Genomic DNA, 25,037 nt, shown 5'->3' on the forward strand with positions numbered 1-25,037 from the left:
GCCGACGGCTCCAGGTCGCAGCGCGACCTGGAGCCGTCGTGGTCGAACGTCGGGGTGAGCGGGTTACGGACGCTCGGCGTGCGCGCCCAGGTCGGCGAGCTTCGCCTCGAAGTCCTCGTAGCCCCGGTTGATCAGGTCGACGCCGTACACCCGGGAGGTGCCCTCGGCGGCGAGTGCCGCGATCAGGTGGCTGAACCCGGCCCGCAGGTCCGGGATGACCAGGTCGGCGGCGTGCAGCTTGCTCGGCCCGGCGATCACCGCGGAGTGCTTGAAGTTGCGCCGGCCGAAGCGGCACGGGGTGCCACCGAGGCAGTCCCGGTAGACCTGGATGTTGGCGCCCATCGAGTTCAGTGCCTCGGTGTAGCCCAGCCGCTGCTCGTAGACCGTCTCGTGGACGATCGACAGCCCGCGGGCCTGGGTCAGCGCCACGACCAGCGGCTGCTGCCAGTCGGTCATGAAGCCGGGGTGCACGTCGGTCTCCAGCGCCACCGCGTTCAGCTCGCCACCGGGGTGCCAGAAGCGGATGCCGCCCTCCTGGCCCGGGTCGCCCAGCTTCGGCGCACGGGCGTCGGTGACCTCGTACTCGCCGCCGACCGAGCGGAAGATGTTCAGGAAGGTCATCATGTCGGCCTGCTGCGCGCCGAGCACCTCGACGTGACCACGGGTGGCCAGGGCGGCGGCCGCCCAGCTCGCCGCCTCGATCCGGTCCGGGATCGGCCGGTGGGTGTAACCGTGCAGCTTCGGCACACCCTGGATCTCGATCACCCGGTCGGTGTGGACCTTGATGATCGCGCCCATCTTCTGCAGGATGCAGATCAGGTCGATGATCTCCGGCTCCACCGCGGCGTTACGCAGCTCGGTGACGCCCTCGGCCATGACCGCGGTCAGCAGCACCTGCTCGGTGGCGCCGACGCTCGGGTACGGCAGGGCGAACTTCGTGCCGTGCAGCCCGTTCGGTGCGGACAGGTGCAGACCCTCCGGCCGCTTCTCGACGGTGGCACCGAACTCGCGCAGCGCCTGGAGGTGGAAGTCGATCGGGCGCGGGCCGATGTGGCAGCCGCCCAGGTCCGGGATGAACGCGTGCCCGAGCCGGTGCAGCAGCGGGCCGCAGAACAGGATCGGGATCCGGCTGGAACCGGCGTGCACGTTGATCTGGTCGGTGCTGGCGCTCTCCACGTTCGCCGGATCGAAGACGAGCTCGCCGTCCTCGGTGCCGTCGGTGACCTTGACGCCGTGCAGACCGAGCAGACCTCGGACCACCTCGACGTCGCGGATCTTCGGCACGTCGAACAGCCGGCTCGGGGTGTCGCCGAGTAGCGCGGCGACCATCGCCTTCGAGACCAGGTTCTTCGCGCCGCGCACGCGGATCCGCCCTTCGAGCGGAGTGCCTCCGTGAACGACCAGGACGTCGTCGGTCAACGCAACCTCCAGCGCGTCGGTGCTGCAGTGTTATTGGTGGGGCGCCTGAGCTTTCTCGCTACCCCGGATGCGGCCATGTCGAAACGGCCCGCTTGTGTCGTCGCTCCGGGCAGCATAGCCCTCGGTGACGAAAAAGGACTCGGTCACATCGGCGTGTGTGGCATTAATCGGTGATCCGGCACTTTTGCGTACCAAGAACGCTACTGACCGTGATCAGGACGCCGTGGGTGGCGGGGTGTCCGCGCCGGGCAGGGCGAGCATCTGGTCCAGTGCCACCCGGGCGTGGTACGCGGTGTCGGGGTCCACCGTGATCTGGTTGGCGACCCGGCCCGCGACCAGCTCCTCCAGGGCCCAGACCAGGTGCGGCAGATCGATCCGGTTCATCGTCGAGCAGTAGCAGACGGCCTTGTCCAGGAACATGATCTGCTTGTCCGGGTGCGCCAGCGCGAGCCGGCGGACCAGGTTCAGCTCGGTGCCGAGCGCCCATGCCGAACCGGCCGGAGCCGCCTCGATGGTCTTGATGATGTATTCGGTCGAGCCCACGTAGTCGGAGGCGGTGACCACCTCGTGCCGGCACTCCGGGTGGACCAGGACGTTGACCCCGGGCACCCGCTCGCGGACGTCGTTGACGCTGTCGAGGGTGAACCGGCCGTGCACCGAGCAGTGCCCCCGCCAGAGGATCATCTTGGCGTCGCGGAGCTGCTCCGGGGTGAGCCCGCCACCGGGCTTGTGCGGGTCGTAGAGCACACAGTCGTCGAGCGACAGGCCCATCTCCAGCACCGCCGTGTTGCGGCCCAGGTGCTGATCGGGCAGGAAGAGCACCTTCGACCCCTGCTCGAACGCCCAGTCCAGGGCGCGCTTGGCGTTGGACGAGGTGCAGACCACGCCGCCGTTGCGGCCGACGAAGCCCTTGATGTCGGCCGACGAGTTCATGTACGTCACCGGCACGGTCTCGCCGGCGATCCCCAGGTCGGAGAGCGTGTCCCAGGCGGCCTCGACCTGATTCAGCACCGCCATGTCCGCCATCGAGCAGCCGGCCGCGAGGTCGGGCAGGATCACCCGCTGGGCGTCGGTGGTGAGGATGTCGGCGCTCTCGGCCATGAAGTGCACGCCGCAGAACACGATGTACTCCGCGTCCGGACGGGCCGCGGCCTCCCGGGCCAGCTTGAACGAGTCGCCTGTCACGTCGGCGAACTGGATCACCTCGTCGCGCTGGTAGTGGTGCCCCAGCACGAAGACCTTGCTGCCCAGCTTCGCCTTCGCGGCCGTGGCGCGGGCCACCAGATCCGGGTCACTGGGCGCCGGAAGGTCGCCCGGACACTCGACGCCGCGCTCGGTGTCGGGGTCGCTGCCCCGGCCGAGCAGCAGCAGAGCCGTCGCGGTGTTGGAGGGTTCCAGCCAGGTCGAAGTCACGTAGCCCATGGTCCCACAGCACGAGCGCGCCGCAGCTCCGCTCGGTGTGGGCTGCCACACTGCTCGGCATGCGCGTGCTGCTCTGCCCGGACAAGTTCGCCGGCACCCTGTCCGCACCGGAGGTGGCCGCCGCGGTGGCCGACGGCTGGCGCACCGTCACCGACCGCGACGAGCTGCTGATCCGGCCGCTCGCCGACGGTGGGCCCGGCTTCGTGGAGGTGCTCGCCGGAGCCCTCGGTGGCCGGCGGGTGCCGGTGGCGACCGTCGACCCGCTGGGCCGGCCGGCCGCCGGTGAGATCCTCCTCACCACCGACGGCGCGACCGCCTATCTGGAGAGCGCGCAGGCGTGTGGGCTGCACCTGCTCAGCGCCGCCGAACGGGACCCGAAGACCACCACCTCGTACGGGCTGGGCCTGCTGGTGGCCGCCGCGGTGGAGAGCGGCGCGCGGACCGTGGTGATCGGGCTGGGCGGCTCCGCCACCAACGACGCGGGAGCCGGAATGCTCACCGCGCTGGGCCTGACCCCGCTGGACCCGGGCGGCGCGGCGCTGCCGTACGGCGGGGCGGCGTTGGCCCTGGTCGACGCCCTCGACGGCGTACCCCGGCTGCGGGGCGTTCGGCTGGTCGCGGCCACCGACGTGGACAACCCCCTGCTCGGCCTGCACGGCGCGAGCAACGTGTTCGGCCCGCAGAAGGGCGCCGACCGCGCGGACGTGCTGCTGCTCGACGCCGCGCTGGAGCGCTTCGCGGAGGTGCTGGAGCGGGATCTGCCCGGCTGCCCGGCGGGGCTCGGCACGGTGCCCGGAGGTGGGGCCGCCGGCGGCATCGGCGCCGCCATCCTCGCCCTCGGCGGCGGCTGCGAGTCGGGAATCGGCGTGGTCACCCAGGCCACCCGACTGGACGCCGCGCTGGACAGCGTCGACCTGGTGATCACCGGTGAGGGGTCGTTCGACCACCAGTCGCTGCGCGGCAAGGTCGTCGCCGGGGTGGCCGGCGCCGCCCGCGACCGGGGAGTCCCCTGCGTGGTGGTGGCCGGGCAGGTGAGCACCGGCCGGCGGGAGGCCGCCTCGGCCGGGGTGACCGACGCGTACAGCCTGGTCGAGCAGTTCGGCGGTGAGGAGCGCGGAGGGCTCGACGCCGCCCTGAGCCGGCCCGCGGCGGGGCTGCACGAGCTGGGCGCCCGGCTGGCCCGGCAGTGGAGCCGCTGAGGCCGCCGACCGCCCACCACCGGGGCCGACCTGCGGCGGCGATCACGCCACGCGGGTGGGTCCGGCCGAGGCGGCGTAGGATCGGAAGCGGACCACAACCGGGAATGACTGGACGGCGCACGGCGTTGGCCAGTGCGTCCGGACCCACACCGCGCAGGGAGACTTCCACGTGACCACGCCAGCGCAGACCGAGTCGACCGAGGCCAAGGCCCCTACTTCCGTCGTCCTCACCGACGTCGCAGCGCAGAAGGTCAAGGCCCTGATCGAGCAGGAGGGCCGCGACGACCTGCGGCTCCGCGTCGCCGTGCAGCCGGGCGGCTGCTCCGGCCTGCGGTACCAGCTCTTCTTCGACGAGCGTTCGCTCGACGGTGATGTCGTCACCGACTTCGACGGTGTCGGGGTCGTCGTCGACCGGATGAGCGCCCCGTACCTGTCCGGCGCGACGATCGACTTCGCCGACCGGATCGACGCCCAGGGCTTCACCATCGACAACCCCAACGCGGGCAACTCGTGCGCCTGCGGTGACTCGTTCAACTGAGTCACACCACACAGCAGCACTGGCGGGGCCGTCCTTCGGGGCGGCCCCGCCGCGTGCTGGCCGGGAGCGGTCCCGGAGCTGGTGACGGCCGGTCACCGATGTCCGACCGACGGGACGCGGACGCCGCCGGATGGCCGGGCCGGTAGGCTGACCGCGCCCTGCTCCCGACCCCGAGGGTTGACATGAAGATCGCCGTGACCGGCTCGATCGCCACCGATCACCTGATGAGCTTCCCCGGTCGCTTCGCCGACCAGCTGATCGCCGATCAGCTGCACAAGGTGTCGCTCTCCTTCCTGGTGGACGATCTGGTGCTCCGTCGCGGCGGAGTGGCCGCGAACATCTCCTTCGGCATGGGCCAGCTGGGCCTGCGCCCGGTGCTGCTCGGCGCGGTGGGCGCGGACTTCGCCGATTACCGCTCCTGGCTGGAGCGCCACGGCGTCGACTGCGACTCCGTGCACGTCAGCGAGGTGGCGCACACCTCCCGCTTCGTCTGCACCACCGACACCGACATGTGCCAGATCGCGTCGTTCTACGCAGGTGCGATGAGCGAGGCCCGCAACATCGAGCTCGCTCCGGTCGCCGACCGGGTCGGCGGACTGGACCTGGTGCTGGTCGGTGCCAACGACCCCGAGGCGATGCTGCGGCACTCGGCCGAGTGCCGCACCCGCGGGTACGCGTTCGCCGCCGACCCGTCGCAGCAGCTCGCCCGGATGCCCGGCGAGGACGTCGTGGCGCTCATCGAAGGCGCCGACTACCTGATGACCAACGACTACGAGAAGTCGCTGTTGCAGAGCAAGGCGAAGCTGAGCGACGACCAACTGCTGGACCTGGTCAAGGTCCGGGTCACCACGCTGGGCAAGCACGGTGTGGAGATCGCCGGGCGGGGCATCGACCCGATCCACGTACCGATCGCGCGGGAGATCCGGGCGGTCGACCCGACCGGGGTGGGCGACGGCTTCCGGGCCGGGTTCTTCACCGCGCTGTCCTGGGGGGTCGGGCTGGAGCGGGCCGCCCAGGTCGGCTCGCTGCTGGCCACGCTCGTCCTGGAGACCGTCGGGACCCAGGAGTACGACGTCCGCCGCGACCTGTTCGTCAAGCGCCTGGCCGAGTCCTACGGCGACGAGGCAGCAGAAGAGGTCCGCCCCCACCTGCTCCCGGCCTGACCCAACCCCCCACCCTCGCCGATCTTGCACTTTGTGTCGCCGGATCGCGACTTCTGCGCCCTTTGTCGGGGCAGAAAGTGCAAGATCGCGGGGGCGGACGGGTGCGTCAGTGGAGGCGGCGGACGTCGTAGGCCGGGCCTTCGGGGCCGTTGACGGCTCCCAGATACTCGTGGCCGCGCATCCGGCACCAGGCGGGAATGTCGACCGCCGCCGCCGGGTCGTCCGCGAGCACCCGGACCACCGTGCGTACCGGCACCTGCGGCAACCGTCGGGCCGCCGCGATCACGGGCAGCGGGCACCGCTGTCCCCGACAGTCGATCACCTCGTCCGGCATCGTCACAGCCCCACCACCCCCGCCTCGGCGCGCAACTCGGCGACGATCCCGGGCAACTCGCCGAGGAACCGTTCGACGTCCGCGTCGGTCGTCTCCCGATGCAGGCTGACGCGCACGTTGCCGTGCGAGAGCACCCCCATCGCCTCCAGCACGTGCGACGGCCGCAACGTGGACGACGTGCACGACGAACCGGACGACACGGCGAAGCCCCGCCGGTCCAGCGCGTGCAGCAGCGCCTCACCGTCGACGTAGAGGCACGAGAAGGTGACCAGGTGGGGGAGCCGGAGCACCGGGTCGCCGACCACCTCCACGTCGGGCACCTCCACCGCCACCCGCGCCCGGATCCGATCCACGAGCGCGCCCAGCCGGGTCGCCTCGGTCGCCGCGTCCGCCGCCGCCGCGCGCAGGCTCGCCGCCGCCGCCACCACCGCCGGCAGGTTCACCACCCCGGGGGTACGACCACCCTCCCGCTCGTCGGCCGGCCAGGGTGACTCCCAGCGGGTGCCCTTGCGCACCGCCAACAGCCCCACCCCGGGAGGGCCGCCCCACTTGTGGGCGCTCGCGCTGAGCACCGACCAGCCGGCCGGCAGGGGCACCCGGCCGACCGACTGCGCGGCGTCCACGTAGAGCGGCACCCCCACCTCGGCGCAGGCGGCAGCCGCCTCGGTGACCGGTTGCACGGTCCCCACCTCGTGACTGGCAGTGATCAGCGCGGCCAGCGCGACTCCGGGCGCGCGAACGGCGGTCGACCACGCTGCCAGGTCCAACCGGCCCAACCGGTCGACCGGCACGCCGGTCGCGGTCCCGCCCGCCGCCACGTGTCGCTCCGCCGCGTGCAACACCGCCGAATGCTCGATCGCGGAGTGCACGAGCGTCGACCCGACCCGGTGCCGGGCCGCCAGGCCGCCGAGCACCGCGCCGTGGGCCGCGGTCGTACCGCTGGGGGTGAAGGACACCTCGTCCGGGCGGACGCCGAGCGTCAGCGCGGTGGCCTCGCGGGCGGCGTCGAGCAGTTGTCGTGCCCGGCGGGCCTGGGCGTAGAGCTTGCCCGGGTCGGCCCAGCCGTCGTCGAAGGCCGCCAGCAGCGCCTGCCGCGCGACCGGATGCATCGGCGCGGCGGTCGCCGCGTCCAGGTAGACCGGGGATGCGCTCACAGATCCGCCTCTTGTTCGCGACTGCGGGGCTCGCAACCCCGGCTCACTCCTCGCGCTCACAGATCCGCCGTTTGTTCGCGACTGCGGGGCTCGCAAACCCGGCTCACTCCTCGCGCTCACAGATCGACACGGTATCGCGGCGGTATGCCCATCATCCCCCCAATGGGGGGTGGACAGTGACCCCACCACGGCCGAGCCCGTCATGGTCGAGTAATCTGCGACCGTCGGTGACGCCTTTGCCGCCGGTGCTGAGGAAAGACGCACCGCGGCGCGCTAGGGAGGCAGGACCAGGTGGTCGCAAGGAGTTCGGAGGTACGGCCGTCGGCCGTACGGCACAGCGCTTCGCCAGGGGTCGGTGGACGCCGGGGGCGTGGTGCTGGTCGGTTGGCCGGGCTCGGTCTCAGTGGCGTGGCGCTGCTGATCCTGCTCACGGGCTGTGATGTGGGCCAGGCGTTTGACGGCTTCGGTTGGCCGCAGGGCGGCATCTCGCCGGAGTCCAAGCGGATGTACGACCTGTGGATCGCCTCCTGCATCGCCGCGCTCGCGGTCGGCGTCTTCGTGTGGGGCCTGATCTTCTGGTGCGTCGTGCGCTACCGCAAGCGTGGCAACGCGCTGCCGGTGCAGACCCGCTACAACCTGCCGATGGAGTTCCTCTACACCATCGCGCCGATCCTGATCGTCTCCGTGCTCTTCTACTACACGGCGATCGTGCAGACCGACGTCGACAAGTTGTCGAAGAACCCGGACGTCACGGTCGAGGTCGTCGCCTTCAAGTGGAACTGGCAGTTCAACTACCGCGACGGCCAGGGCACGGAAGCCCGCACCACCGCGTCGACGCTCGGCACCAGCGAGGTCATCCCGGTGCTGGTGCTCCCGACCGGCCGGTCCATCCGCTTCGAGGAGACCAGCCGCGACGTCATCCACTCGTTCTGGGTGCCGGAGTTGCTGTTCAAGCGGGACGTCATGCCGGGCAAGATCCGCAACGTGTTCGAGGTGTCCAGCCTGGACGCCGAGGGCGCCTACGTCGGACGCTGCGCCGAACTGTGCGGCAGCTACCACGCGTTCATGAACTTCGAACTGCGGGTGGTCTCGCCGGAGAAGTACGACCAGTTCCTGGCTGCCAAGCAGAGCGGCAAGTCGACCCAGGACGCGCTGACCCAGATCGGTGAGCAGCCGTACGCGGAGACCACGCAGCCGTTCGACACCCGGCGGACGCAGGACAACTTCAACCCGGACAAAGTTCCGGCCCGCACGGGAAGCTGAGGCAGCCGCATGAAGACCGAGTGGCGTATCTTCCTGATCATCGCCGGGTTCCTCTTCGGTGCCACCATCCTCTACGGCGCCTGGACCAACGGTGCGTCCGGTGGCATCGAGTGGGTGGGCACCGTGGCCCTGCTGCTGTCGTTCCTGCTCTGCTCGATGTGCGGCGGCTTCTTCTGGTTCGTCTCCCGCCGCATCGACCTGCGGCCCGAGGACCGACCGGACGCCGAGATCGCTGACGGCGCCGGTGAGGTCGGCTTCTTCAGCCCGGGCAGCTACTGGCCGTTCGGTCTGGCGCTGGCCGCCGCGATCGCCGCGCTCGGCATGGTGTTCTGGCAGTTCTGGCTGATCGGTGCCGGTCTGTTGGCGGTCATCTTCTCCGCCTGCGGGTTGCTGTTCGAGTACTACAGCGGCACCCGGCGCACCGCCGAGCACTGATCCACCCGGTCGCCGTCGCGACCGACCCGTACGCCACGAAGGCCCGCCTCCCACGGGGAGCGCGGGCCTTCGTCGTGGGGGTGCTCGTCGTGGCGCCTTGGTCGTGGCGTTCGCCGGGCGGTGCCCAGGTGCGTGCGGTCTGGGTGCTGCGGCGCGGGTGCGGGGCGGTGCCGGTGGTGTGGTGCCGGTGCTGGGTGGTGAGTGTCAGGCGGCGTGGCGGTGGGTGGGCTGGTGGCGTCGGCGCTCAGCCAGCCGGGTGACCGGAAAGGTGAACGTGGCGATCACCACGGCGACGCCGCAGCCGGTGCAGATCAGCTCGGGACAGTCGGTGTCGTGGCCGTCGACGCAGGGCGGCATCTCGAACGGCGTCACGTCCTGGCAGACATCGCAGTAGAGCTCGCGGTGCGACACGGGTGTCTCCTTCTCACTCCAGGTGAACCACCCCCGGATGCGACAACGACGCACAACGGAAGCGGAGAAGTACTCGCCTGTAGTTTTCCACCCGGGTCCGACAAATCTCCGCCGGGTGCCGCCCGGGAGGCCAACGCAGGCTCGCCGCTGCCGCATGATCAACTCGAAATCATTGCGGTCGGGGTGTCCAGGGCTGCCGGACAGCACCGGTCAGACGGGCGCCGGCCCGAGGGCGGCGGCGGTCTTGATCCAGCGGTCCAGGGTCGCGGCGGCCGCGCCGGAGTCGATCGACTCGGCCGCGCGGCTCATGCCCGCTCGAAGCGCCTCGGTCAGGTCGCCGTCGAGCGGACCCTGGGTGGCCAGCGCCGCGGCGGCGTTGACCAGCACCGCGTCCCGGACCGGACCCGTCTCACCGGCCAGCAGGCGACGGGCCACACCGGCGTTGTACGCGGCGTCACCGCCCCGCAGGTCCTGCAGGGTGGACCGGGGTACCCCCAGGTCCGTCGCGTCCAGCACGGCCTCGCGTACGGCGCCGTCCTGGGCCACCCAGACGCGGGTCGGTGCGGCCGTCGTGAACTCGTCCAGGCCGTCCTCGCCGCGCATCACGATCACCGAGTCGCCGCGGGCGGCGAAGACACTCGCCATCACCGGGGCCATCCGGGCGTCGAAGCAGCCGACCGCGCCGGCACGGGGGCGGGCCGGGTTGGTCAGCGGGCCGAGGAAGTTGAAGAAGGTGGGCACTCCCACCTCACGGCGGACCGGGCCGGCATGCCGCATGCCGGGGTGGTGTCGGGCCGCGAAGCAGAACCCGATGCCCGCCTCCTCGACGCAGCGGGCCACCTGTTCGGGGCCGAGATCCAGCGGGATGCCGAGGAACTCCAGCAGGTCGGCCGTGCCGCAGAGGGAGGAGGCGGCCCGGTTGCCGTGCTTCACCACGCGTACGCCCGTGCCCGCGACCACGAGCGCGGTCATCGTGGAGATGTTGACCGTGTGGGCGAGGTCACCGCCGGTGCCGACGACGTCGAGCGCGGTGCGGCGCACCTCCTCAGGAAGCACCACCGGCACGGCGCGACCCAACATCGCCTCGACGAGACCGGCCAGCTCAGCCGGGGTCTCACCCTTGGCCCGCAGCGCGATGGCGAAGCCCGCGATCCGCGCCGCGCTCGCCGAACCGGTCATGATCTCGTCCATCGCCCACGCGGTGTCGGCGGTGGACAGCTCCTCGCCGTGCAGCAGCGAGCTGAGCAGGTGCGGCCAGGTCCGATCGCCCATGGCGGGCCTCCCGAGCGTGCGAAGTGCGGGTGGGCTGGAACGGGCGCCGGCGGATCCGGCGCCGCGACGGTGCCGGACAGCTGGGAGACGTCAGGCGGGTGCGTGCGTCCGCAGCAGCTCGGCCACCGTACCGCCGGTGGTCACCGGGTCGAGCGGGTGCACGAGCGTGGCGTCGACCTCGGCGTACGCGGCGAGCCATCGGTCGGCGGCGCGGGCGATCACCAGGCAGGTCGGAGGAGCGTCGTCCCGGTCGTCCTTGATCTGGCGGGCGATGCCGATGCCGCCACCCGGGCTCGCCTCACCGTCGAGCAGCAGCAGGTCGATCTCGTAGTCGTCGACCAGCCGGATGGTCTCGGCGTAGGTCGACGCGTCGACGAACTCGATCTGCAGACCGGGCGCGGGCCGGGTGCCGACGGCCATCCGCATCCGATCACGGACCTGCGGGTCGTCGCTGTAGAGCAGGACGGTGCAAAGACGATCGCTCATGCCGGCACTCCGCTTCCAACCTCGTAGCTGCCCGCCGATCGTACCGGTCGACGTGACGTAGCCGACATCCCGCCCGGCGGCACCCGTCGGGCGTACCGTCCGGGCAGCTCAGGCGGGCGCGGCGTCGGCGGCGCGCTCGCGGGCCTCCTGGCGGTCCAGCTCGCGGTCGACCCGGCGGGCCTCCCGTTCGGACTGCTTGACCCACTGCACCACCAGCACCGCGAGCATGGTCACACTGACGAACTCACCACCGGCCCAGAGGATGCCGCCGGCGACCACCTGGTCCGCCTTGGGGTCGGACCAGCTCAGGTTGAGCGACGGGTACCAGTCGCCGCCGAAGAGCGTGGTGCTCTGCATGATGGTGAGGCCGAGCACCGTGTGGAACGGCACCGACAGCAGCATCAGGAGCGCACGCGCCGGGTACGGCCAGCGGCCGGGCAGCGGGTCGAGGCCGAGCAGCGGCCAGAAGAACACGCAGCCGGTCATGATGAAGTGCGCGTGCACCAGCTCGTGCGCCCAGGCGTGTTCGAGGGTGAAGCGGTACAGATCACTGAAGTACAACACGAACGGGTTGACCACGAAGATGGCGAACGCCACCAGCGGGAAGCTGTAGACCCGGGCGACGCGGCTGTGCACGATCGCCAGCAGGCGCTTGCGCGGCCCGACCGGCAGGGTGCGCAGGGCCAGGGTCATCGGCGCACCCAGCGCCAGGAAGATCGGCGCCACCATGGACAGCACCATGTGCTGGATCATGTGCACGGACAGCAGCGCGGTGTCGTAGGCGTGCAGCCCGCTGACCGTGACCAGCGCGATGCCGCCCAGCCCGGGGCCGAGGAAGAACACGGTACGGGCGACCGGCCAGCGGTCGCCCCGCAGGCGCAGCCGGTACACCCCGTAGAGGTACAGGCCGGCGGCGAGCACCAGGCCGAGGGCCAGCCAGCTGTCCAGCCGGGTCTCGGTCAGCACCGCGCCGACGGTGAACGGCGGCGGGGCCGAGGTGGCGGCTAAGATCGAATCGACGTGCAGCACGCTTTTCAGGCTAGGCCAGGCGAACCGGACCCCGTCGGTCGGGCCACGGAAGGCGCAGGTTTGCCACCCCGCTGATGGGCGGCCCCGGTCAGGGGCAATAATGACGGCGTGACTGCGGCCCCAGCCATTGACAAGAGCCGGATCCACTCTCTGACCCGACCGAACATGGTCAGCGTCGGGACGATCGTGTGGCTCTCCAGTGAACTCATGTTCTTCGCGGCGTTGTTCGCGATGTACTTCTCGATCCGCGCAGCTGCGCCGGAGCAGTGGGAGAAGCACACCGAGGCGCTGAACATCCCGTACGCGACCACCTTCACGGTGATCCTGGTGCTGTCCTCCGTGACCTGCCAGCTCGGCGTCTTCGCGGCGGAGAAGGGCGACGTGCACGCGCTGCGGCGCTGGTTCACCGTCACCTTCGTGATGGGCCTGATCTTCGTGCTCGGCCAGCTGAACGAGTACCGGCACCTGGTCGAGGACGGCATCAAGATCAACGGAGACGGGTACGGGTCGGTGTTCTACCTGACCACCGGCTTCCACGGCCTGCACGTGACCGGCGGTCTGATCGCCTTCATCATCTTCATGGTCCGTACGACCATGGGCCGGTTCACTCCGGCGCAGGCGACCTCGGCGATCGTCGTGTCGTACTACTGGCACTTCGTCGACGTCGTGTGGATCGGCCTGTACGGCATGATCTACTGGCTTCAGTGATCTTGCGCGTCACGTTCCGTGCTGCTGCTCCGTCCCCTGAGACAGGTCCAACCGGTTAAGGACACCGCTCATGACTTCTGACAACGACCGCCGACGCGGTCTGCTCGCGCGGTTGCGTGAGCGGCCCGCCGCGCGCAGCAGGGGCCGCCGCCGGCTGGGCGCCGCGGTCCGGCTGATCGCCGCGCTGATGCTCGCCGGCGGCGCCTACACCGTCTTCGCTCCCGGTGCCCAGGCGCAGGACAATCCGCAGCTGACCGGCGCCGCCGCCGAGGGCAAGGCGCTGTTCGACGTGAGCTGTGTGACCTGCCACGGCCGTAACGCCCAGGGCGTGGAGGGTCGCGGTCCGAGCCTGATCGGCGTCGGCGCGGCCTCGGTCGAGTTCCAGGTCAGCTCCGGGCGGATGCCGCTGGCCCGCCAGGAGGCCCAGGCGCACCGCAAGCCCCCGGTCTTCACCCCGGATCAGGTCACCCAGCTCGGCCAGTACATCCAGGAGCTCGGCGGCGGTCCGGTCGTGCCGGGCACCGAGGAGAACCTCCACGAGAACGGCAACGTCGCCGCCGGTGGCGAACTGTTCCGGATCAACTGCTCCCAGTGCCACGCCTTCGGCGGCGGCGGCGGTGCGCTCTCCTCGGGCAAGTTCGCCCCGAGCCTGCACCCGGCGACCGACCGGCAGATCTACGCGGCGATGCTGAGCGGCCCGCAGAACATGCCGGTGTTCGGTGACAACCAGATCACTCCGGAGCAGAAGGCGAACATCATCGCCTACATCCAGGAGACGCTGAAGCACGACCAGGACCCGGGCGGTTTCAACCTCGGGCGGTACGGCCCCTCCACCGAGGGTCTGGCGATCTTCCTGATCGGCATCGTGGCGCTCGTCTTCGCCAGCCTGTGGATTGCGGGCAAGTCGTGACCGAGCGGATCATCCGATTCAGTGCTGTGGCGCCGCTCGGCGCCACCCGTAGCGAGGTGACGGCATGAGCACCCACACCGAGCACCAGGCCCCGCAGGGCCAGGAGCCGCTCGACGTGAACGACCCCAAGCTGACCCGTTTCGACGTCGTTCGCGAGGGCGCGCGTCGGGACGACATCGAGATCGTCCACTACGAGCCGCAGGTGCTGCCGGGCACCAAGGCGGAACGTCGGCTGACCCGCGTGGTCGCCGGGTTCTTCCTGATCACCGGCCTGGCCGCGACCGCGTTCCTGGCCATCTACATCTGGTGGCCGTGGCAGTACGAGGCGGGCCGTGGCGGCGACAAGTGGTACACGCCGCTGCTGGGCGCCACCCTCGGCATCGCTCTGCTCGCCGTCGGCTTCGGCATCCTGACCTGGGGCAAGAAGTTGCTGCCCAAGGAGGTCTCGATCCAGGACCGGCACGAGGGGCAGGTGGACTCCGAAGGCCGCACCATCACCGGCCAGACCATGCTCTACATGGCCGACGAGTTGGGTGTGAAGCGTCGTCCACTGCTCGGCATCTCGTTGCTGGCCGGCCTCGCGCCGGTCGCCGCGGTCGCGGCGGCGCCGCTGGTCGGTGGACTGATCTCCCAGCCACACAAGAAGAACCAGATGTTCACCACCGGGTTCGCCTCGGCCGACGGCGGCGAGCCGATCCGCCTGGTGCGCGAGGACGGCCGGCCGGTGCGCCCGGCAGACGTCAGCGTCGGTGGCCAGGTGACGGTCTTCCCCGGCATCGAGCACGGGGTGAGCAACACCCACGCCGACTCCCCGACGCTGCTGATCCACCTCCGGGACTCCGACGCGCAGGAGTCGCGTCAGGCCAACGAGAGGATCGGCCACGGCGACTACATGTGGGGCAACTACGCGGCCTTCTCCAAGATCTGCACGCACGCCGGCTGCCCGGCCAGCCTCTACGAGCAGCAGACCAACCGGCTGCTCTGCCCGTGCCACCAGTCCCAGTTCCTGATCACCAACAACGCCAAGCCGGTCTTCGGCCCTGCCAGCCGGCGGCTGCCGCAGCTGCCGATCGAGGTGGACTCCGAGGGTTTCTTCGTGGCGAAGTCCGACTACACTGAGACCGTCGGGCCTGATTTCTGGGAGCGGCCATGAAGCGTCGAAAGTTTGACCTGGCGGCGACGCCGGGCAAGGCTGCGGTGGGAGTGGACGACCGCTTCCAGGTGGCCACCCCGCTGCGCAAGCTGCTGAACAAGGTCTTCCCGGACCACTGGTCCTTCCTGCTCGGCGAGATCGCGCTGTTCTCGTTCATCGTGCTGCTGCTGACCGGTGTGTTCCTCACCTTCTTCTACGAGCCGGCGATGACCGAGGTGGTCTACAACGGCAGCTACGCGCCGTTGCAGGGCACGCCGATGTCCGCCGCGTACGCCTCCAGCCTGGACCTGTCGTTCGACGTCCGCGGTGGTCTGGTGATGCGGCAGATGCACCACTGGGCGGCGCTGCTGTTCATGGCCGCGATCGTCGTGCACATGCTGCGGGTCTTCTTCACCGGCGCCTTCCGCAAGCCGCGCGAGACCAACTGGATCATCGGTTCGCTGCTGTTCTGGGTCGGCTTCCTGGCCGGCTTCACCGGCTACTCGCTGCCGGACGACGGCCTGTCCGGCACCGGTCTGCGGATCGCCTCGGCGATCATGCTGTCCATCCCGGTGATCGGCACCTGGGTCACCTCGTCGATCTTCGGTGGCGAGTTCCCGGGCACGATCATCATCAGCCGGTTCTTCATCGCCCACGTGCTGCTCATCCCGGGTCTGCTGCTGGCGCTGATCAGCGTCCACCTTGGCCTGGTCTTCAAGCAGAAGCACACCCAGTGGCCCGGCCCCGGCCGGACCAACAACAACGTGGTCGGCGAGCGGATGTTCCCGCGGTACGCGCTGAAGCAGGGCGGCTTCTTCATGGTCGTCTTCGGCGTCATCGCGCTGATGGGCGGTCTGTTCCAGATCAACCCGATCTGGTTGTTCGGCCCGTACGAGGCGTGGGTGGTCTCCGCCGCCAGCCAGCCCGACTGGTACGTCATGTTCCTCGACGGCTCGACCCGACTCATGCCGGCCTGGGAGATCAACATCCCGCTCGGCGACGGGTACGTGATTCCGCCGCTGTTCTGGCCGACTGTCGTGCTGCCCGGCATCCTGGTGGGCCTGTCGACGATGTACCCGTTCCTGGAAGCTCGACAGCTCAAGGACCGCAAGAACCACAACCTGCTCCAGCGTCCCCGGGACGCTCCGGCGCGGACCGCGGTCGGCGCCATGGCCGTCTCGTTCTACGTCGTGCTGACGCTCTCCGGCGGCAACGACGTGATCGCCGACAAGTTCCAGATCAGCTTGAACGCGATGACCTGGGCCGGCCGGATCGGTCTGCTGGTGGTTCCGCCGCTGGCGTACTACGTGACGTACCGGCTCTGCCTGGGCCTGCAGCAGCACGACCGGGAGGTGCTGGCGCACGGCGTGGAGACCGGCATCATCCGGCGCATGCCGGACGGTCGGTTCGTCGAGGTGCACCAGCCGCTCAGCGCGTCGAACGGGCACGCGGACGGCCACGGCGAGCTGGAGTACGTCGGCTGGGTCGTGCCGAAGAAGATGAACCGGCTCGGGGCACTCGGCCCGGCCATCCGGGGCTTCTTCTACCCGATCGAGAAGCCGGTCGAGGCGCCGGTCTCGCCGGGGCACCCGCCGGTCGAGCCCCGACCGGAACGCGAGGAGATCGCCAGCGGCGACAGCCGCCGCTGACCGCCCAGACGCACCGTCACGGGGCGCCCGCCGGATTCCGGCGGGCGCCCCGTCGTATCCGTACCCCCCCCGCCCATCCGACCAGGAGTCGGACGGCCCTGATCGGACCGGTCGACCCCGCGCGACGGGCGATCGCAGGAATAACCCCGGTGAGCCGGGTATCCGTGCGGTCCAACGTCTCAAGGGGGGGAAGCATGTTGGGTATCAAACGCCTCGGCCTGTTGGCCGCGCTGGTACTTGTCGGTGTCGCGCCGGCTGCGGCCGCGCAGGCCGCGGCACAGCCGTCGACGCAGGACACCCAGTACCTGCAGGCGGTACACCAGGTCAACCTGTTCGAGATCACCGCCGGTGACCTGGCCCAGCAGAAGGGTCAGGACCAGGGGGTCAAGGACCTGGGCGCGATGCTGAAGACCGACCACACCCAGCTGGACCAGACGGTGCAGCAGACCGCGTCCCAGCTCGGGGTGGACCTGCCGAACGAGCCCAGTGCCGATCAGCAGGCGGTCATCGACAAGCTGAACAACGCCAGCGGGGCGGAGTTCGACCGGCTCTGGGTGACAAGTGAGCTGGCCGGCCACGTCCAGGCCATCCAGGCCACCCAGACGGAGATCTCGCAGGGCTCCGAGCAGTCGGTGGTCCAGTTGGCCCAGACGGCCCTGCCGACGCTGCAGGCGCACTATGACGAGCTGGTGCAGCTCGCCAACAAGCTGGGCATCCCGGTTCCGCAGACCAGCGCCAGCGGTACACCCAGCCCGGGTGGCACTGGCACCGAGTCCCCGGCTCCGGGTGGCACCGGCACCGAGTCCCCGGCTCCGGGTGGCGGCAGCACCGAGGCCCCGGCTCCGGGCACCACCGAAACGCCGGCTCCCAGCGTGAGCTGACGTAGCGACAGCAGACGGCCGGTCCACCCCTGCGGGTGGACCGGCCGCCGTGTGTGCGGTGGTCAGTCGGCGCTGGAGAGGCCGATCGCGAACGCCTCCTCCAGGTCGTGCTGGGAGTACGCCCGGAACGCGATGTGCGACTCGGTGTTGAGCACGCCCGGCACCTTGGAGATGCTGCCCGCGATGACCTGGGCGATCTGGTCGAACTCGCGGACCCGGACGATGGCGATGAGGTCGACGTGCCCGGCCACCGAGTAGACCTCGCTGACACCGGAGAGGCTGGCCAGGGTCTCCGCCACCTCGGGGATCGCGTCGGTGGCACAGTCGATCAGCACGATGGCGGTGATCACGGGACATTTCTCCGTTCGTCGGCGTCGTCGCCCATGCTAGATGCTCCCCGGCGGCTCGGAGACCGGGTGTGCCCGCCGGCCCGCGCCGGACTCGGCTCAGGCGTGAGCGGTGGCGGCCACGGTCAGGTCGTTCCCGGCCCGGATCGCGTCCTGAAGCCGTTCGCCGTCGCGCACGGTCGCGCCCGGCCACACCACGCTGCGGAACACGTCACCGTCCACCCGTGCGCCCGCGCCGACCACCGACTCCACGCAGCCACCGGTCACCGTGGCGGACCTGTCGACGAGGGTGCCGCCATTCGCGGCGTGCAGGTTGGCGGCCAGGTAGTCGGCGGGGGTGCCCGTGTCGTAGAAGGTGCCCGGGTAGGGCACCACCTCCAGCGCGCCCGCCGCCTCCGCCGGGCGCCAGAGGGCGCGGACCAGGTCGGAGAAGACGACAGGCAGATCGCGGACGAGCCGCCAGGGCAGCAGCGAGAAGCCGGTGAAGTTGTGCCCGGCGAAGGTGCCCGGCGCCGCCGGGTCCGCGGCGGGCTGACCGAGCAGGCGTACGGTGTGCCCGTCCCACCCGTCGAGCAGGGCGGCCACGTCCGGGCCCGGCGCGGCGGCCGGGTCGGCGAGGTACGCGTCGGCGTTGCCGACCAGCACCGGCCGCCCGCCGATCCAGTCCCGCAGGTTGGCCACGCCACCCGCGGTGCCCAGTGGCTCGCCCGGCTCGACGGACAGGTGGGCGCGGTCGCCGACGTGCGCGACCACCTGGTCACCGAGATAGCAGGCGTTCACCGCGACCCGGGCGGGGCCGACCAGGCCGAGCCCCGCGACCCGGGCCAACGCCCGATCCAGCAGCGGGACGTTGCCCACCGGGCAGAGCGCCTTGGGCACCCGTTCGGTGAGCGGACGCAACCGGGTGCCCGCACCGGCGGCGAGCACCAGCGCGCACAGCTCCGCCGGCACGGACGCCATCCCGGTCACGGCAGGTCGTCGGGGATCGGGGGCGGGAACTGCCCGGCCAGCGGCCCGATGTCGTAGTAGGCGAGCAGCCGGGCCGTCGGCCAGGTCAGCTTGGGCAGGTCGTCCAGCGGGTGCCACGCGGCCTCGAAGACCTCCGCGCCGTCGACCGCCAGCTCGGTGCCGGACGCCGGCACCTCCGCCTCGAAGACCACGTCCACCCAACCCTTGGCGTGCACGATCGCGTTCGGCACCGCCGGACGGAGCCGGGACGGGGGGAGTCGGACGCCGGACTCCTCGAACAGCTCGCGCGCCGCGCCCACCACCGGGGCCTCGCCGCGGTCCAGAAGGCCGGCGGGCAGTGACCAGCCCTTGCCGGGCGGCTGGCGCAGCATGAGCAGCCGTCCTGCGCCCGGTGCCTCGGAATCGCGGACCAGGGTGACCGCACCGACGATGTACTTCGGCATCGCCAGCTTGACCAGGCGCCGGCGCACCGGCAGCGGCAGTCGGTAGAAAGCCTGGTAGAAGATGGCCCGACCGGTGGCGCGGGAACGGGGGATCATGACTCCAGGCTAGTGGTCACGAATGTTCCTCGGACGCGCTGGGCCGGTCCCGGTCACTGTCGATGGTCGACCAGGTCGATGAGCTGGCGTACCACGGTGTCCGGTTCGATCACCCGGTCGAAGACCGCGACCAGCAGGGTCTCCAGGTCGGGATAGCCCAACTCCTCCGAGAGGCGCAACAGCGGCAGGTCGCTGGCGAGACCCCGGTTGTGCTGACGCAGGGTGAGCCCGATGGTCGCCCGACCCAGACGGACCTTGTCGCTGATCGTGATGCCCGGCTCGGTGTGCTCGGCGAACCACCTGTTGATCTGCATCTGGGCGTGTGGCGACTTGACGAAGCTCAACCACTCCCGCCGGGGGCCACGCGAGGCGACCCCGGCCTCGAACCCGTTGTCGCCGTCGTTCTCGGTGAAGATCTCCACCACGTCGCCCTCGTCCAGCTCCGAACTCAGCGGGGCCAGCCGACCGTTGATCCGCGCCGCGAGACAGTGGTCGCCCCGCTCGTTGCCCAGTTCGTACGCGAGGTCGACCGGGGTGGCGCCGCCCGGCAGCACGACCTGCCGACCCTCGGCGAAGACCTGGATCTGGCCCTCGGCGAGGTCGCAGCGCAACGACTCGAGGAACTGCGCCGGGTCGGCCGCGTCCGGCTCCCAGTCGAGCACCCGGCGCAGCCAGTCCAACTGCTCGGCGCGGGCCGCGGCGCTGCTGCTCCCCGAGCGGGGGAAGCGGAAGTCGGCGGCGATGCCGTACTCGGCGGAGCGGTGCATCTCCTGGTTGCGGATCAACACCTCCACCGTACGGTCCTGGGGGCCGCGGACGCTGGTGTGCAGCGAACGGTAGAGGTTGTTCTTCGGCGAGGCGATGAAGTCCTTGAAACGCCCGGGGATGGGTCGCCAGGTGCCGTGGATCGCGCCCAGCGCGGCGTAGCAGTCGGTGGCCGGGCCGTCGACCACCACCACGATGCGGGGCAGGTCGAACGGGGCGGTGTGGCCGCCGGCGATGGTGTCCTTCCAGATCGAGTAGAGGTGCCGGGGGCGCGGGCTCACCTCGGCGTCGACCCGGCTGCGCTTCAGCGCCACCTTGGTCCGGGTGACCACGGCGTCGAGGTAGGCGTCCCAGCCCGGCCGGTCGTGCACGTGCCGGGCCAGCCGGGCGTGCTCGTCCGGCTCCAGGTGCAGCAGCACCACGTCGTCCAGCTCGCGCTTGAGGGTCTGGATGCCCAGCCGGTCACAGAGCGGGACCAGCACCTCCTGGGTCTTGCGGGCGATGCGCTCCCGCGACGACGCCGAGCGCACCCCGAGGGTGCGCATGTTGTGCAGCCGGTCCGCCAGCTTGATGATCAACACGCGGACGTCCTTGGCGGCCGCCACGATCATCTTGCGGATCGTCTCCGCCTCGGCGGCCTTGCCGTAGAACGCCTTGTCGAACTTGGTCACCCCGTCGACCAGGTGGGCCACCTCGCCGCCGAAGTCCTCGGAGAGCGCCTGGAGGGTGTAGCGGGTGTCCTCCACGGTGTCGTGCAGCAGCGCCGCGACCAGAGTGGTGGTGTCCATCCCCAGCTCCGCGCAGATCTGCGCCACCGCGAGAGGATGGGTGATGTACGGCTCACCGCTCTTGCGGAACTGCCCGCGGTGCATGTTTTCCGCGATCGTGTACGCACGTCGCAGCACCGCGGGATCGGTGCCGGCGTGGATGCCCCGGTGGGTGCGCACCAGTTGGGTGACCGGGTCGGAGTCGGTGGTCGGCCAGCTGAGCAACGACCGCAGCCGGCGGGCGAGCGGCAGCTCACCCGGCTGTGTCGGCAGGGCGCCCCCCAGGGCGGCGCCGTGTCCGGCGTCGACGTCCACGAGGGACACCTCCTCACCCCGGCTCCGCGACGCCGGAACCCGGCGGCGGGAGCAGGCCCACGAATCGGGCAGGACTGCACTCCTCTAACAGCCTAAGCGAGTCGACGTAGTCCGATCGGTCAGTTGGTCATGAGCGTTCGGTCGAGAGTTGGTGAGACGCGCCGTTCTCGGCCTTCGCCAGCAGGTCACGGAAGCGCCCCGCGCCGCCCACCGGGGACGACCAACCGGAGGACATCTCGACCAGTCGGGTCTCCGGTCGTTCCAACCAGGACAGGATCCGCTCGGACTCCTCGGCGGTCGCCGCCGGCACCGGGCCGTGCCCGCCGGCCACCGTTTCGGCGGTGGCCCGGATGGTGGCCAGCGTGGGTCGCGGGTGCGCGCCGGGCGGGGACACCCCCGCGCCGGCCAGCCGGCCGTGCCGCACCAGCGCCAACTCCCAGCCGCCCCGGGCGGCCGGCCGGGCCGCGGCCAGCTCGACGATCCCGGTCAGCGCGGCCAGCCGCTGCATCCGCACGGTGGCCCGCAGCACCGCCGTCAGCCGGGACCGCACCACCGCGGCCTCCTCGTAACGCTGGTCGGCCGAGAGCACGTCGATCCGGGCGAGCAGTGCGTCCACCACCGGCTGCGGGTCACTTGTCGTGGCGGTGCGGAAGGGCCGGGCCGCTCTGTCGTCGTACTCCTCGGGGGTGATCTTGTGCTCGCAGGGCGCCGGGCAGCGACCCAGCTCGGCCAGCGCGCAGGCCGGCGTGACGGTGCGCAGCGAGAGCCGGTGCGTGCACTGGCGCAGCGGCACGGCGTCGTGGAAACCGGCGGCGGCCAGCTCCGCGGCCCGCCGGGAGGTGAACGGGCCGAGGTACGCGGTGTCGGTGGGGGAGAGGTCGCGGACGATCGAGAGCCGGGGATAGGGACCGTCGGTCAGCTTGAGCCAGACCATCCGCTCCGGGTATTTCGACCGTCGGTTGTACGGCGGGGCGTGCGCGGCGATCAACCGCAGCTCGCGGACCTCCGCCTCCAGCGAGTGCGCGCACTCCACCGCCTCGACCCGCTCGGCCGCCGCCAGCATCTCGGAGATCCGGGCGCGCTTCTCCCCGGCGGTGAAGTAGCTGCGCACCCGGGTGGCGATGTCGACGGAGGTGCCCACGTAGAGCGGGCGGTCGTCGGCGGCCCGGAAGATGTAGACCCCCGGGACCTTGGGCAGCCCCTCGGCCAGGTGCCGTTTGCGGCGTTGGGTCGGGGTGACCGCGCGGGCGAACTCGATGGCGTCGCCGACCGTGTCCACCCGGTGCCCGCCGAGCCGACCGATCAGCCCGTGCAGCACGTCGACCGTCGCCTTCGCGTCGTCGAGGGCCCGGTGGGTGGGCTGGGTGGCGGTGCGGAAGTAGGCGGCCAGGGTGCCCAGCTTGCGGTTGGGCACCTCGTCGCGGGTCAGCACCCGGCGGGCCAGCGCCGCCGTGTCCAGGACCCGGGGGTTGGGCCAGCGGTAGCCGTGCTTGGCGCAGGCCGCCTTGAGGAAGCCCACGTCGTAGGGGGCGTTGTGGGCCACCAGCACCGCGTCGGCGATGAACTCCAGGAAGCTGGGCAGCACCTGCTCGATCGGCGGCGCCGGCACCAGCATCGCCTGGGTGATGCCGGTCAGCACGGTGATGAACGGCGGGATCGGCTGCCCCGGGTTGACCAGGGTGGCCAACACCCCCAACTGTTCGCCACCGCGCACCCGGACCGCCCCGATCTCGGTGATGCCGCCGCCGTCCGGCGCGCCGCCGGTGGTCTCCAGGTCGACCACCACGAAGGTGGTCGCGTAGAGCGGCAACGCCGGGTCCACCCCGCCCACCGTCGGGTCGAGACCGGCCAGTGACTCCTGGACGTACTCCGCCTGTGCCATCGGCGGCACGCTAGCGCGTCGGTCCGACACTCGCGTCGCAGCCGTCCCACCAGTCACCATGGGGCTAGGATGAGAGATCGGCTCACTCACCGGGCGGTGGGCCCGGCCGCGGTGGGAGACTTGCCACATGCCCCTCACCGAGCCGTCCGACGACCACCTCCCGCAGGAGGATCTGGTCGCGCTCGACGGGGCCGCCAGCAACCCGGACGACAACGTAGTCAGCGCGACATCCGACGCATCCGACCCGACCACGGCGGGCGACGGCGCGGCTGGTGAGCCGGAGCCGACGCTGCCCGAGCCGACGCTGCCCGAGCCGGTCCGGCAGCGGATCGTGACGCTGACCGCCACGGTCCTGCCCACCCTGCCCGCCGACGAGGTGCCGGTGCCGTTGCGTCGGGTGGCCAAGTTCGCCCCGAACCGGCGTGCCCGGCTCGGCGCGCCGGCCATCGCCGCCCAGCTCACCGCCGACCCGCTGTTCCGGCAGCGGGTCACCGCCCGGGTCCTGGCCGACGCCGGCGACCTCGGGGCCGCCGTCGTCGAGGGCACCGCGCCCGCCGCCGCCGACCCGGTCGAGGTCGCCGCGCTGGCCTACCTGGCCCGGCCGCGCGGCTGGCGGGAGCTGATCGACGCCAGCGGTGCCGCCGTGCGTGCCGAGGCGGACAGCGCGGTCGTCGCCGAGCTGGTCCGCGAGGCCGAGCAGCGGGCCACCCGCGCCGAACACGACCGGGCGGTGGCCCGGGTCGAGGCGGAGAAGCTGCGCGACGAGCTGGCCCGCGTCCGCGAGGAGCTGGGTCAGCTCCGTGAGGAGTCCCGGCAGGTCGCCCGCACCCTCCGGGAGACCCAGGCCCGTGAACGCAAGGCCACCGAACTGCTGGCCACCGAGCGCGGCCGGGCCGCGCGCGCCAGCGCCGACGTCGACGCCGAGCTGCGCCGCGCCCGCGCCCGACTGGCGGAGGCGGAGGCCGCCGCCGGGGTGGCCCGGGCCAGCGCCAAGGAAGCCCGGTCGGTCGACGACGCCCGGCTCTGGCTGCTGCTGGAGACCATCGGTCAGGCCGCCGTCGGGCTGCGCCGCGAGCTGGCGCTCGACCCGGTCGACAAACTCCCCGCCGACTTCGTCGCCGACGCGTTCGCCGAGCAGCCGGGCACCGCTCCGGCCAGCCCCGCCGCACGTGCCCGCGACACCGACGACCCGGCGCGGCTCGACCAACTGCTCGCTCTGCCCCGGGCACACCTCGTGGTGGACGGCTACAACGTCACCAAGCGCGGCTTCGGCGAGATGTCGCTGGAGCAGCAGCGCAAACGCCTGATCACCGGGCTGGGCGGGATCGCCGCGCAGACCGGCGACGAGGTCACCGTGGTCTTCGACGGCGCCGAGCGGATGCACGGGCTGCCGCCCGCGCCGCGCGGCGTCCGGGTGCTGTTCTCCCGCAAGGGCGAGACCGCCGACGAGCTGATCCGGCGACTGGTCCGCGCCGAGCCGGCGGGGCGGCCGGTGGTGGTGGTCTCGTCCGACCGTGAGGTCGCCGACGGGGTACGCCGGCACGGCGCCTACCCGCTGGGTGCCGACTCGCTGCTGCGGCGGCTCGCCCGCTCCTGACCGCCGTCGACTCGAGTTCCATGATGTCGGGGTGTCCGACCGCGTGGGATGGCCCGTTTTCGTTGATCTGGAGTGGATCTCGCCCCCAAACGGACGGTCGGACGCGGTTTCTGTCGTACCCGGTGGTTAGCGTCGATGTGACCGACGGTGCTCGGTCGGCGACGGCAGGGTGCGCCGACCGTGCGTCGCGAGCGATCAGGAGGCGTGATGCTCATCGACTGCGACGGGTGCGCGAAGCGGGACGCCGGCTGCTCCGGCTGCCCGCTCACCGCCCTGTTCGACGAGACGTCCCCGGCCGCAGGGCTGGTCGCCGCCGAGGTGGAGGCGATCGAGGTGCTCGCCCGCGCCGGTTTCGACGTGGAGGTGTTGGCCGCGCCCACGCGTACCGCGGCGGCTCGCCGCCGTGCTGTCCGCCGGATCGCCTGAGCGCGACACCGTGCCCGGAAGCGGG

The 25,037-nt window shown here is 71.3% G+C and carries 25 protein-coding genes; 12 read left to right on the forward strand and 13 right to left on the reverse strand.

Annotated features, from left to right (window positions below; all coding sequences use genetic code 11):
• Positions 1 to 63: 63 nt before the first annotated feature.
• Entirely contained in the window at positions 64 to 1,419 is a 1,356-nt protein-coding gene (gene murA, locus AB0A90_RS11200) for a UDP-N-acetylglucosamine 1-carboxyvinyltransferase (RefSeq protein ID WP_357245098.1), read from the reverse strand.
• 213 nt (positions 1,420 to 1,632) lie between these two features.
• Positions 1,633 to 2,832, reverse strand: coding sequence for a quinolinate synthase NadA (nadA, locus tag AB0A90_RS11205; RefSeq protein WP_357245100.1), 1,200 nt, complete (start codon positions 2,830 to 2,832; stop codon positions 1,633 to 1,635).
• A 68-nt stretch (positions 2,833 to 2,900) separates the two neighbouring features.
• Here nadA and AB0A90_RS11210 point away from each other — a divergent pair, with 68 nt between their 5' ends.
• The 3 genes from AB0A90_RS11210 (at position 2,901) to AB0A90_RS11220 (ending at position 5,741) form a co-directional block, all read left to right on the forward strand.
• Positions 2,901 to 4,040, forward strand: coding sequence for a glycerate kinase (locus AB0A90_RS11210; RefSeq protein WP_357245102.1), 1,140 nt, complete (start codon positions 2,901 to 2,903; stop codon positions 4,038 to 4,040).
• A 169-nt stretch (positions 4,041 to 4,209) separates the two neighbouring features.
• On the forward strand, positions 4,210 to 4,578 hold the full coding sequence (gene erpA, locus AB0A90_RS11215) for an iron-sulfur cluster insertion protein ErpA (RefSeq protein ID WP_357245104.1): 369 nt from the start codon (positions 4,210 to 4,212) through the stop codon (positions 4,576 to 4,578).
• Positions 4,579 to 4,760: 182 nt separating this feature from the next.
• Positions 4,761 to 5,741 (forward strand): carbohydrate kinase family protein, encoded by a 981-nt coding sequence (locus tag AB0A90_RS11220; protein WP_357245106.1) that lies wholly within the window; start codon positions 4,761 to 4,763, stop codon positions 5,739 to 5,741.
• A 106-nt stretch (positions 5,742 to 5,847) separates the two neighbouring features.
• On the opposite strand, the gene AB0A90_RS11225 is transcribed toward AB0A90_RS11220, so the two are convergent.
• Positions 5,848 to 6,081, reverse strand: coding sequence for a sulfurtransferase TusA family protein (locus tag AB0A90_RS11225; RefSeq protein WP_357245108.1), 234 nt, complete (start codon positions 6,079 to 6,081; stop codon positions 5,848 to 5,850).
• On the reverse strand, positions 6,078 to 7,229 hold the full coding sequence (locus tag AB0A90_RS11230) for an aminotransferase class V-fold PLP-dependent enzyme (RefSeq protein ID WP_357245109.1): 1,152 nt from the start codon (positions 7,227 to 7,229) through the stop codon (positions 6,078 to 6,080). The genes AB0A90_RS11225 and AB0A90_RS11230 overlap by 4 nt, the downstream gene beginning before the upstream one ends.
• A 291-nt stretch (positions 7,230 to 7,520) precedes the next feature.
• Between AB0A90_RS11230 and coxB the strand changes: the two genes are divergently transcribed.
• Positions 7,521 to 8,492: a cytochrome c oxidase subunit II gene (gene coxB, locus AB0A90_RS11235; protein ID WP_357245111.1), complete on the forward strand. Its 972-nt coding sequence runs from the start codon at positions 7,521 to 7,523 to the stop codon at positions 8,490 to 8,492.
• Positions 8,493 to 8,501: 9 nt separating this feature from the next.
• Complete coding sequence (locus AB0A90_RS11240; RefSeq protein ID WP_357245113.1) at positions 8,502 to 8,927, forward strand: cytochrome c oxidase subunit 4; 426 nt, start codon at positions 8,502 to 8,504, stop codon at positions 8,925 to 8,927.
• A 204-nt stretch (positions 8,928 to 9,131) separates the two neighbouring features.
• Here the strand turns inward: AB0A90_RS11240 and AB0A90_RS11245 are convergent, their stop codons facing one another.
• From AB0A90_RS11245 to AB0A90_RS11260, 4 genes are all read right to left on the reverse strand, one after another.
• A complete protein-coding gene (locus tag AB0A90_RS11245) occupies positions 9,132 to 9,338 on the reverse strand; it encodes a hypothetical protein (RefSeq protein WP_357245115.1) in 207 nt (68 codons plus the stop codon).
• 210 nt (positions 9,339 to 9,548) lie between these two features.
• Complete coding sequence (gene trpD / locus AB0A90_RS11250) at positions 9,549 to 10,610, reverse strand: anthranilate phosphoribosyltransferase (protein WP_357245117.1); 1,062 nt, start codon at positions 10,608 to 10,610, stop codon at positions 9,549 to 9,551.
• A gap of 90 nt (positions 10,611 to 10,700) precedes the next feature.
• The gene (locus AB0A90_RS11255; RefSeq protein WP_145779657.1) at positions 10,701 to 11,096 is read right to left on the reverse strand and encodes a hypothetical protein; all 396 of its coding nucleotides are present in this window, start codon (positions 11,094 to 11,096) and stop codon (positions 10,701 to 10,703) included.
• Positions 11,097 to 11,204: 108 nt separating this feature from the next.
• Positions 11,205 to 12,134 carry a cytochrome c oxidase assembly protein gene (locus tag AB0A90_RS11260; protein WP_357245208.1) on the reverse strand — a complete coding sequence of 310 codons (930 nt, stop codon included), beginning with the start codon at positions 12,132 to 12,134 and terminating at the stop codon, positions 11,205 to 11,207.
• 99 nt (positions 12,135 to 12,233) lie between these two features.
• Here AB0A90_RS11260 and AB0A90_RS11265 point away from each other — a divergent pair, with 99 nt between their 5' ends.
• From AB0A90_RS11265 to AB0A90_RS11285, 5 genes are all read left to right on the forward strand, one after another.
• On the forward strand, positions 12,234 to 12,833 hold the full coding sequence (locus tag AB0A90_RS11265; protein WP_357245119.1) for a heme-copper oxidase subunit III: 600 nt from the start codon (positions 12,234 to 12,236) through the stop codon (positions 12,831 to 12,833).
• 70 nt (positions 12,834 to 12,903) lie between these two features.
• Positions 12,904 to 13,743 (forward strand): cytochrome c, encoded by an 840-nt coding sequence (locus AB0A90_RS11270; protein ID WP_357245121.1) that lies wholly within the window; start codon positions 12,904 to 12,906, stop codon positions 13,741 to 13,743.
• 64 nt (positions 13,744 to 13,807) lie between these two features.
• Positions 13,808 to 14,896, forward strand: a complete 1,089-nt coding sequence (locus AB0A90_RS11275; RefSeq protein WP_357245123.1) for a Rieske 2Fe-2S domain-containing protein — start codon at positions 13,808 to 13,810, stop codon at positions 14,894 to 14,896.
• Entirely contained in the window at positions 14,893 to 16,524 is a 1,632-nt protein-coding gene (locus AB0A90_RS11280; RefSeq protein ID WP_357245125.1) for a cytochrome b N-terminal domain-containing protein, read from the forward strand. Before AB0A90_RS11275 ends, AB0A90_RS11280 begins: the two co-directional genes overlap by 4 nt.
• A 194-nt stretch (positions 16,525 to 16,718) precedes the next feature.
• On the forward strand, positions 16,719 to 17,405 hold the full coding sequence (locus AB0A90_RS11285; RefSeq protein WP_357245127.1) for a DUF4142 domain-containing protein: 687 nt from the start codon (positions 16,719 to 16,721) through the stop codon (positions 17,403 to 17,405).
• Between the two features lie 62 nt (positions 17,406 to 17,467).
• On the opposite strand, the gene AB0A90_RS11290 is transcribed toward AB0A90_RS11285, so the two are convergent.
• The 5 genes from AB0A90_RS11290 to AB0A90_RS11310 form a co-directional block, all read right to left on the reverse strand.
• Positions 17,468 to 17,755, reverse strand: a complete 288-nt coding sequence (locus AB0A90_RS11290; protein WP_355033408.1) for an Lrp/AsnC ligand binding domain-containing protein — start codon at positions 17,753 to 17,755, stop codon at positions 17,468 to 17,470.
• Between the two features lie 96 nt (positions 17,756 to 17,851).
• The gene (locus AB0A90_RS11295) at positions 17,852 to 18,712 is read right to left on the reverse strand and encodes a sugar phosphate nucleotidyltransferase (protein WP_357245129.1); all 861 of its coding nucleotides are present in this window, start codon (positions 18,710 to 18,712) and stop codon (positions 17,852 to 17,854) included.
• A gap of 5 nt (positions 18,713 to 18,717) precedes the next feature.
• Entirely contained in the window at positions 18,718 to 19,260 is a 543-nt protein-coding gene (locus tag AB0A90_RS11300) for an NUDIX domain-containing protein (RefSeq protein WP_357245131.1), read from the reverse strand.
• A gap of 53 nt (positions 19,261 to 19,313) precedes the next feature.
• Positions 19,314 to 21,107, reverse strand: a complete 1,794-nt coding sequence (locus tag AB0A90_RS11305; RefSeq protein WP_357245210.1) for an HD domain-containing protein — start codon at positions 21,105 to 21,107, stop codon at positions 19,314 to 19,316.
• Positions 21,108 to 21,234: 127 nt separating this feature from the next.
• The gene (locus AB0A90_RS11310) at positions 21,235 to 22,989 is read right to left on the reverse strand and encodes a DEDD exonuclease domain-containing protein (RefSeq protein WP_357245133.1); all 1,755 of its coding nucleotides are present in this window, start codon (positions 22,987 to 22,989) and stop codon (positions 21,235 to 21,237) included.
• Positions 22,990 to 23,116: 127 nt separating this feature from the next.
• On the opposite strand from AB0A90_RS11310, the gene AB0A90_RS11315 reads away from it, so the two are divergent.
• Together AB0A90_RS11315 and AB0A90_RS11320 are read left to right on the forward strand one after the other, a co-directional pair.
• Complete coding sequence (locus AB0A90_RS11315) at positions 23,117 to 24,586, forward strand: NYN domain-containing protein (protein ID WP_357245135.1); 1,470 nt, start codon at positions 23,117 to 23,119, stop codon at positions 24,584 to 24,586.
• 207 nt (positions 24,587 to 24,793) lie between these two features.
• Entirely contained in the window at positions 24,794 to 25,012 is a 219-nt protein-coding gene (locus AB0A90_RS11320) for a hypothetical protein (protein WP_357245137.1), read from the forward strand.
• Positions 25,013 to 25,037 lie beyond the last annotated feature (25 nt).

This window comes from Micromonospora sp. NPDC049204, from assembly GCF_040647935.1.
Taxonomy (GTDB): Bacteria; Actinomycetota; Actinomycetes; order Mycobacteriales; family Micromonosporaceae; genus Micromonospora.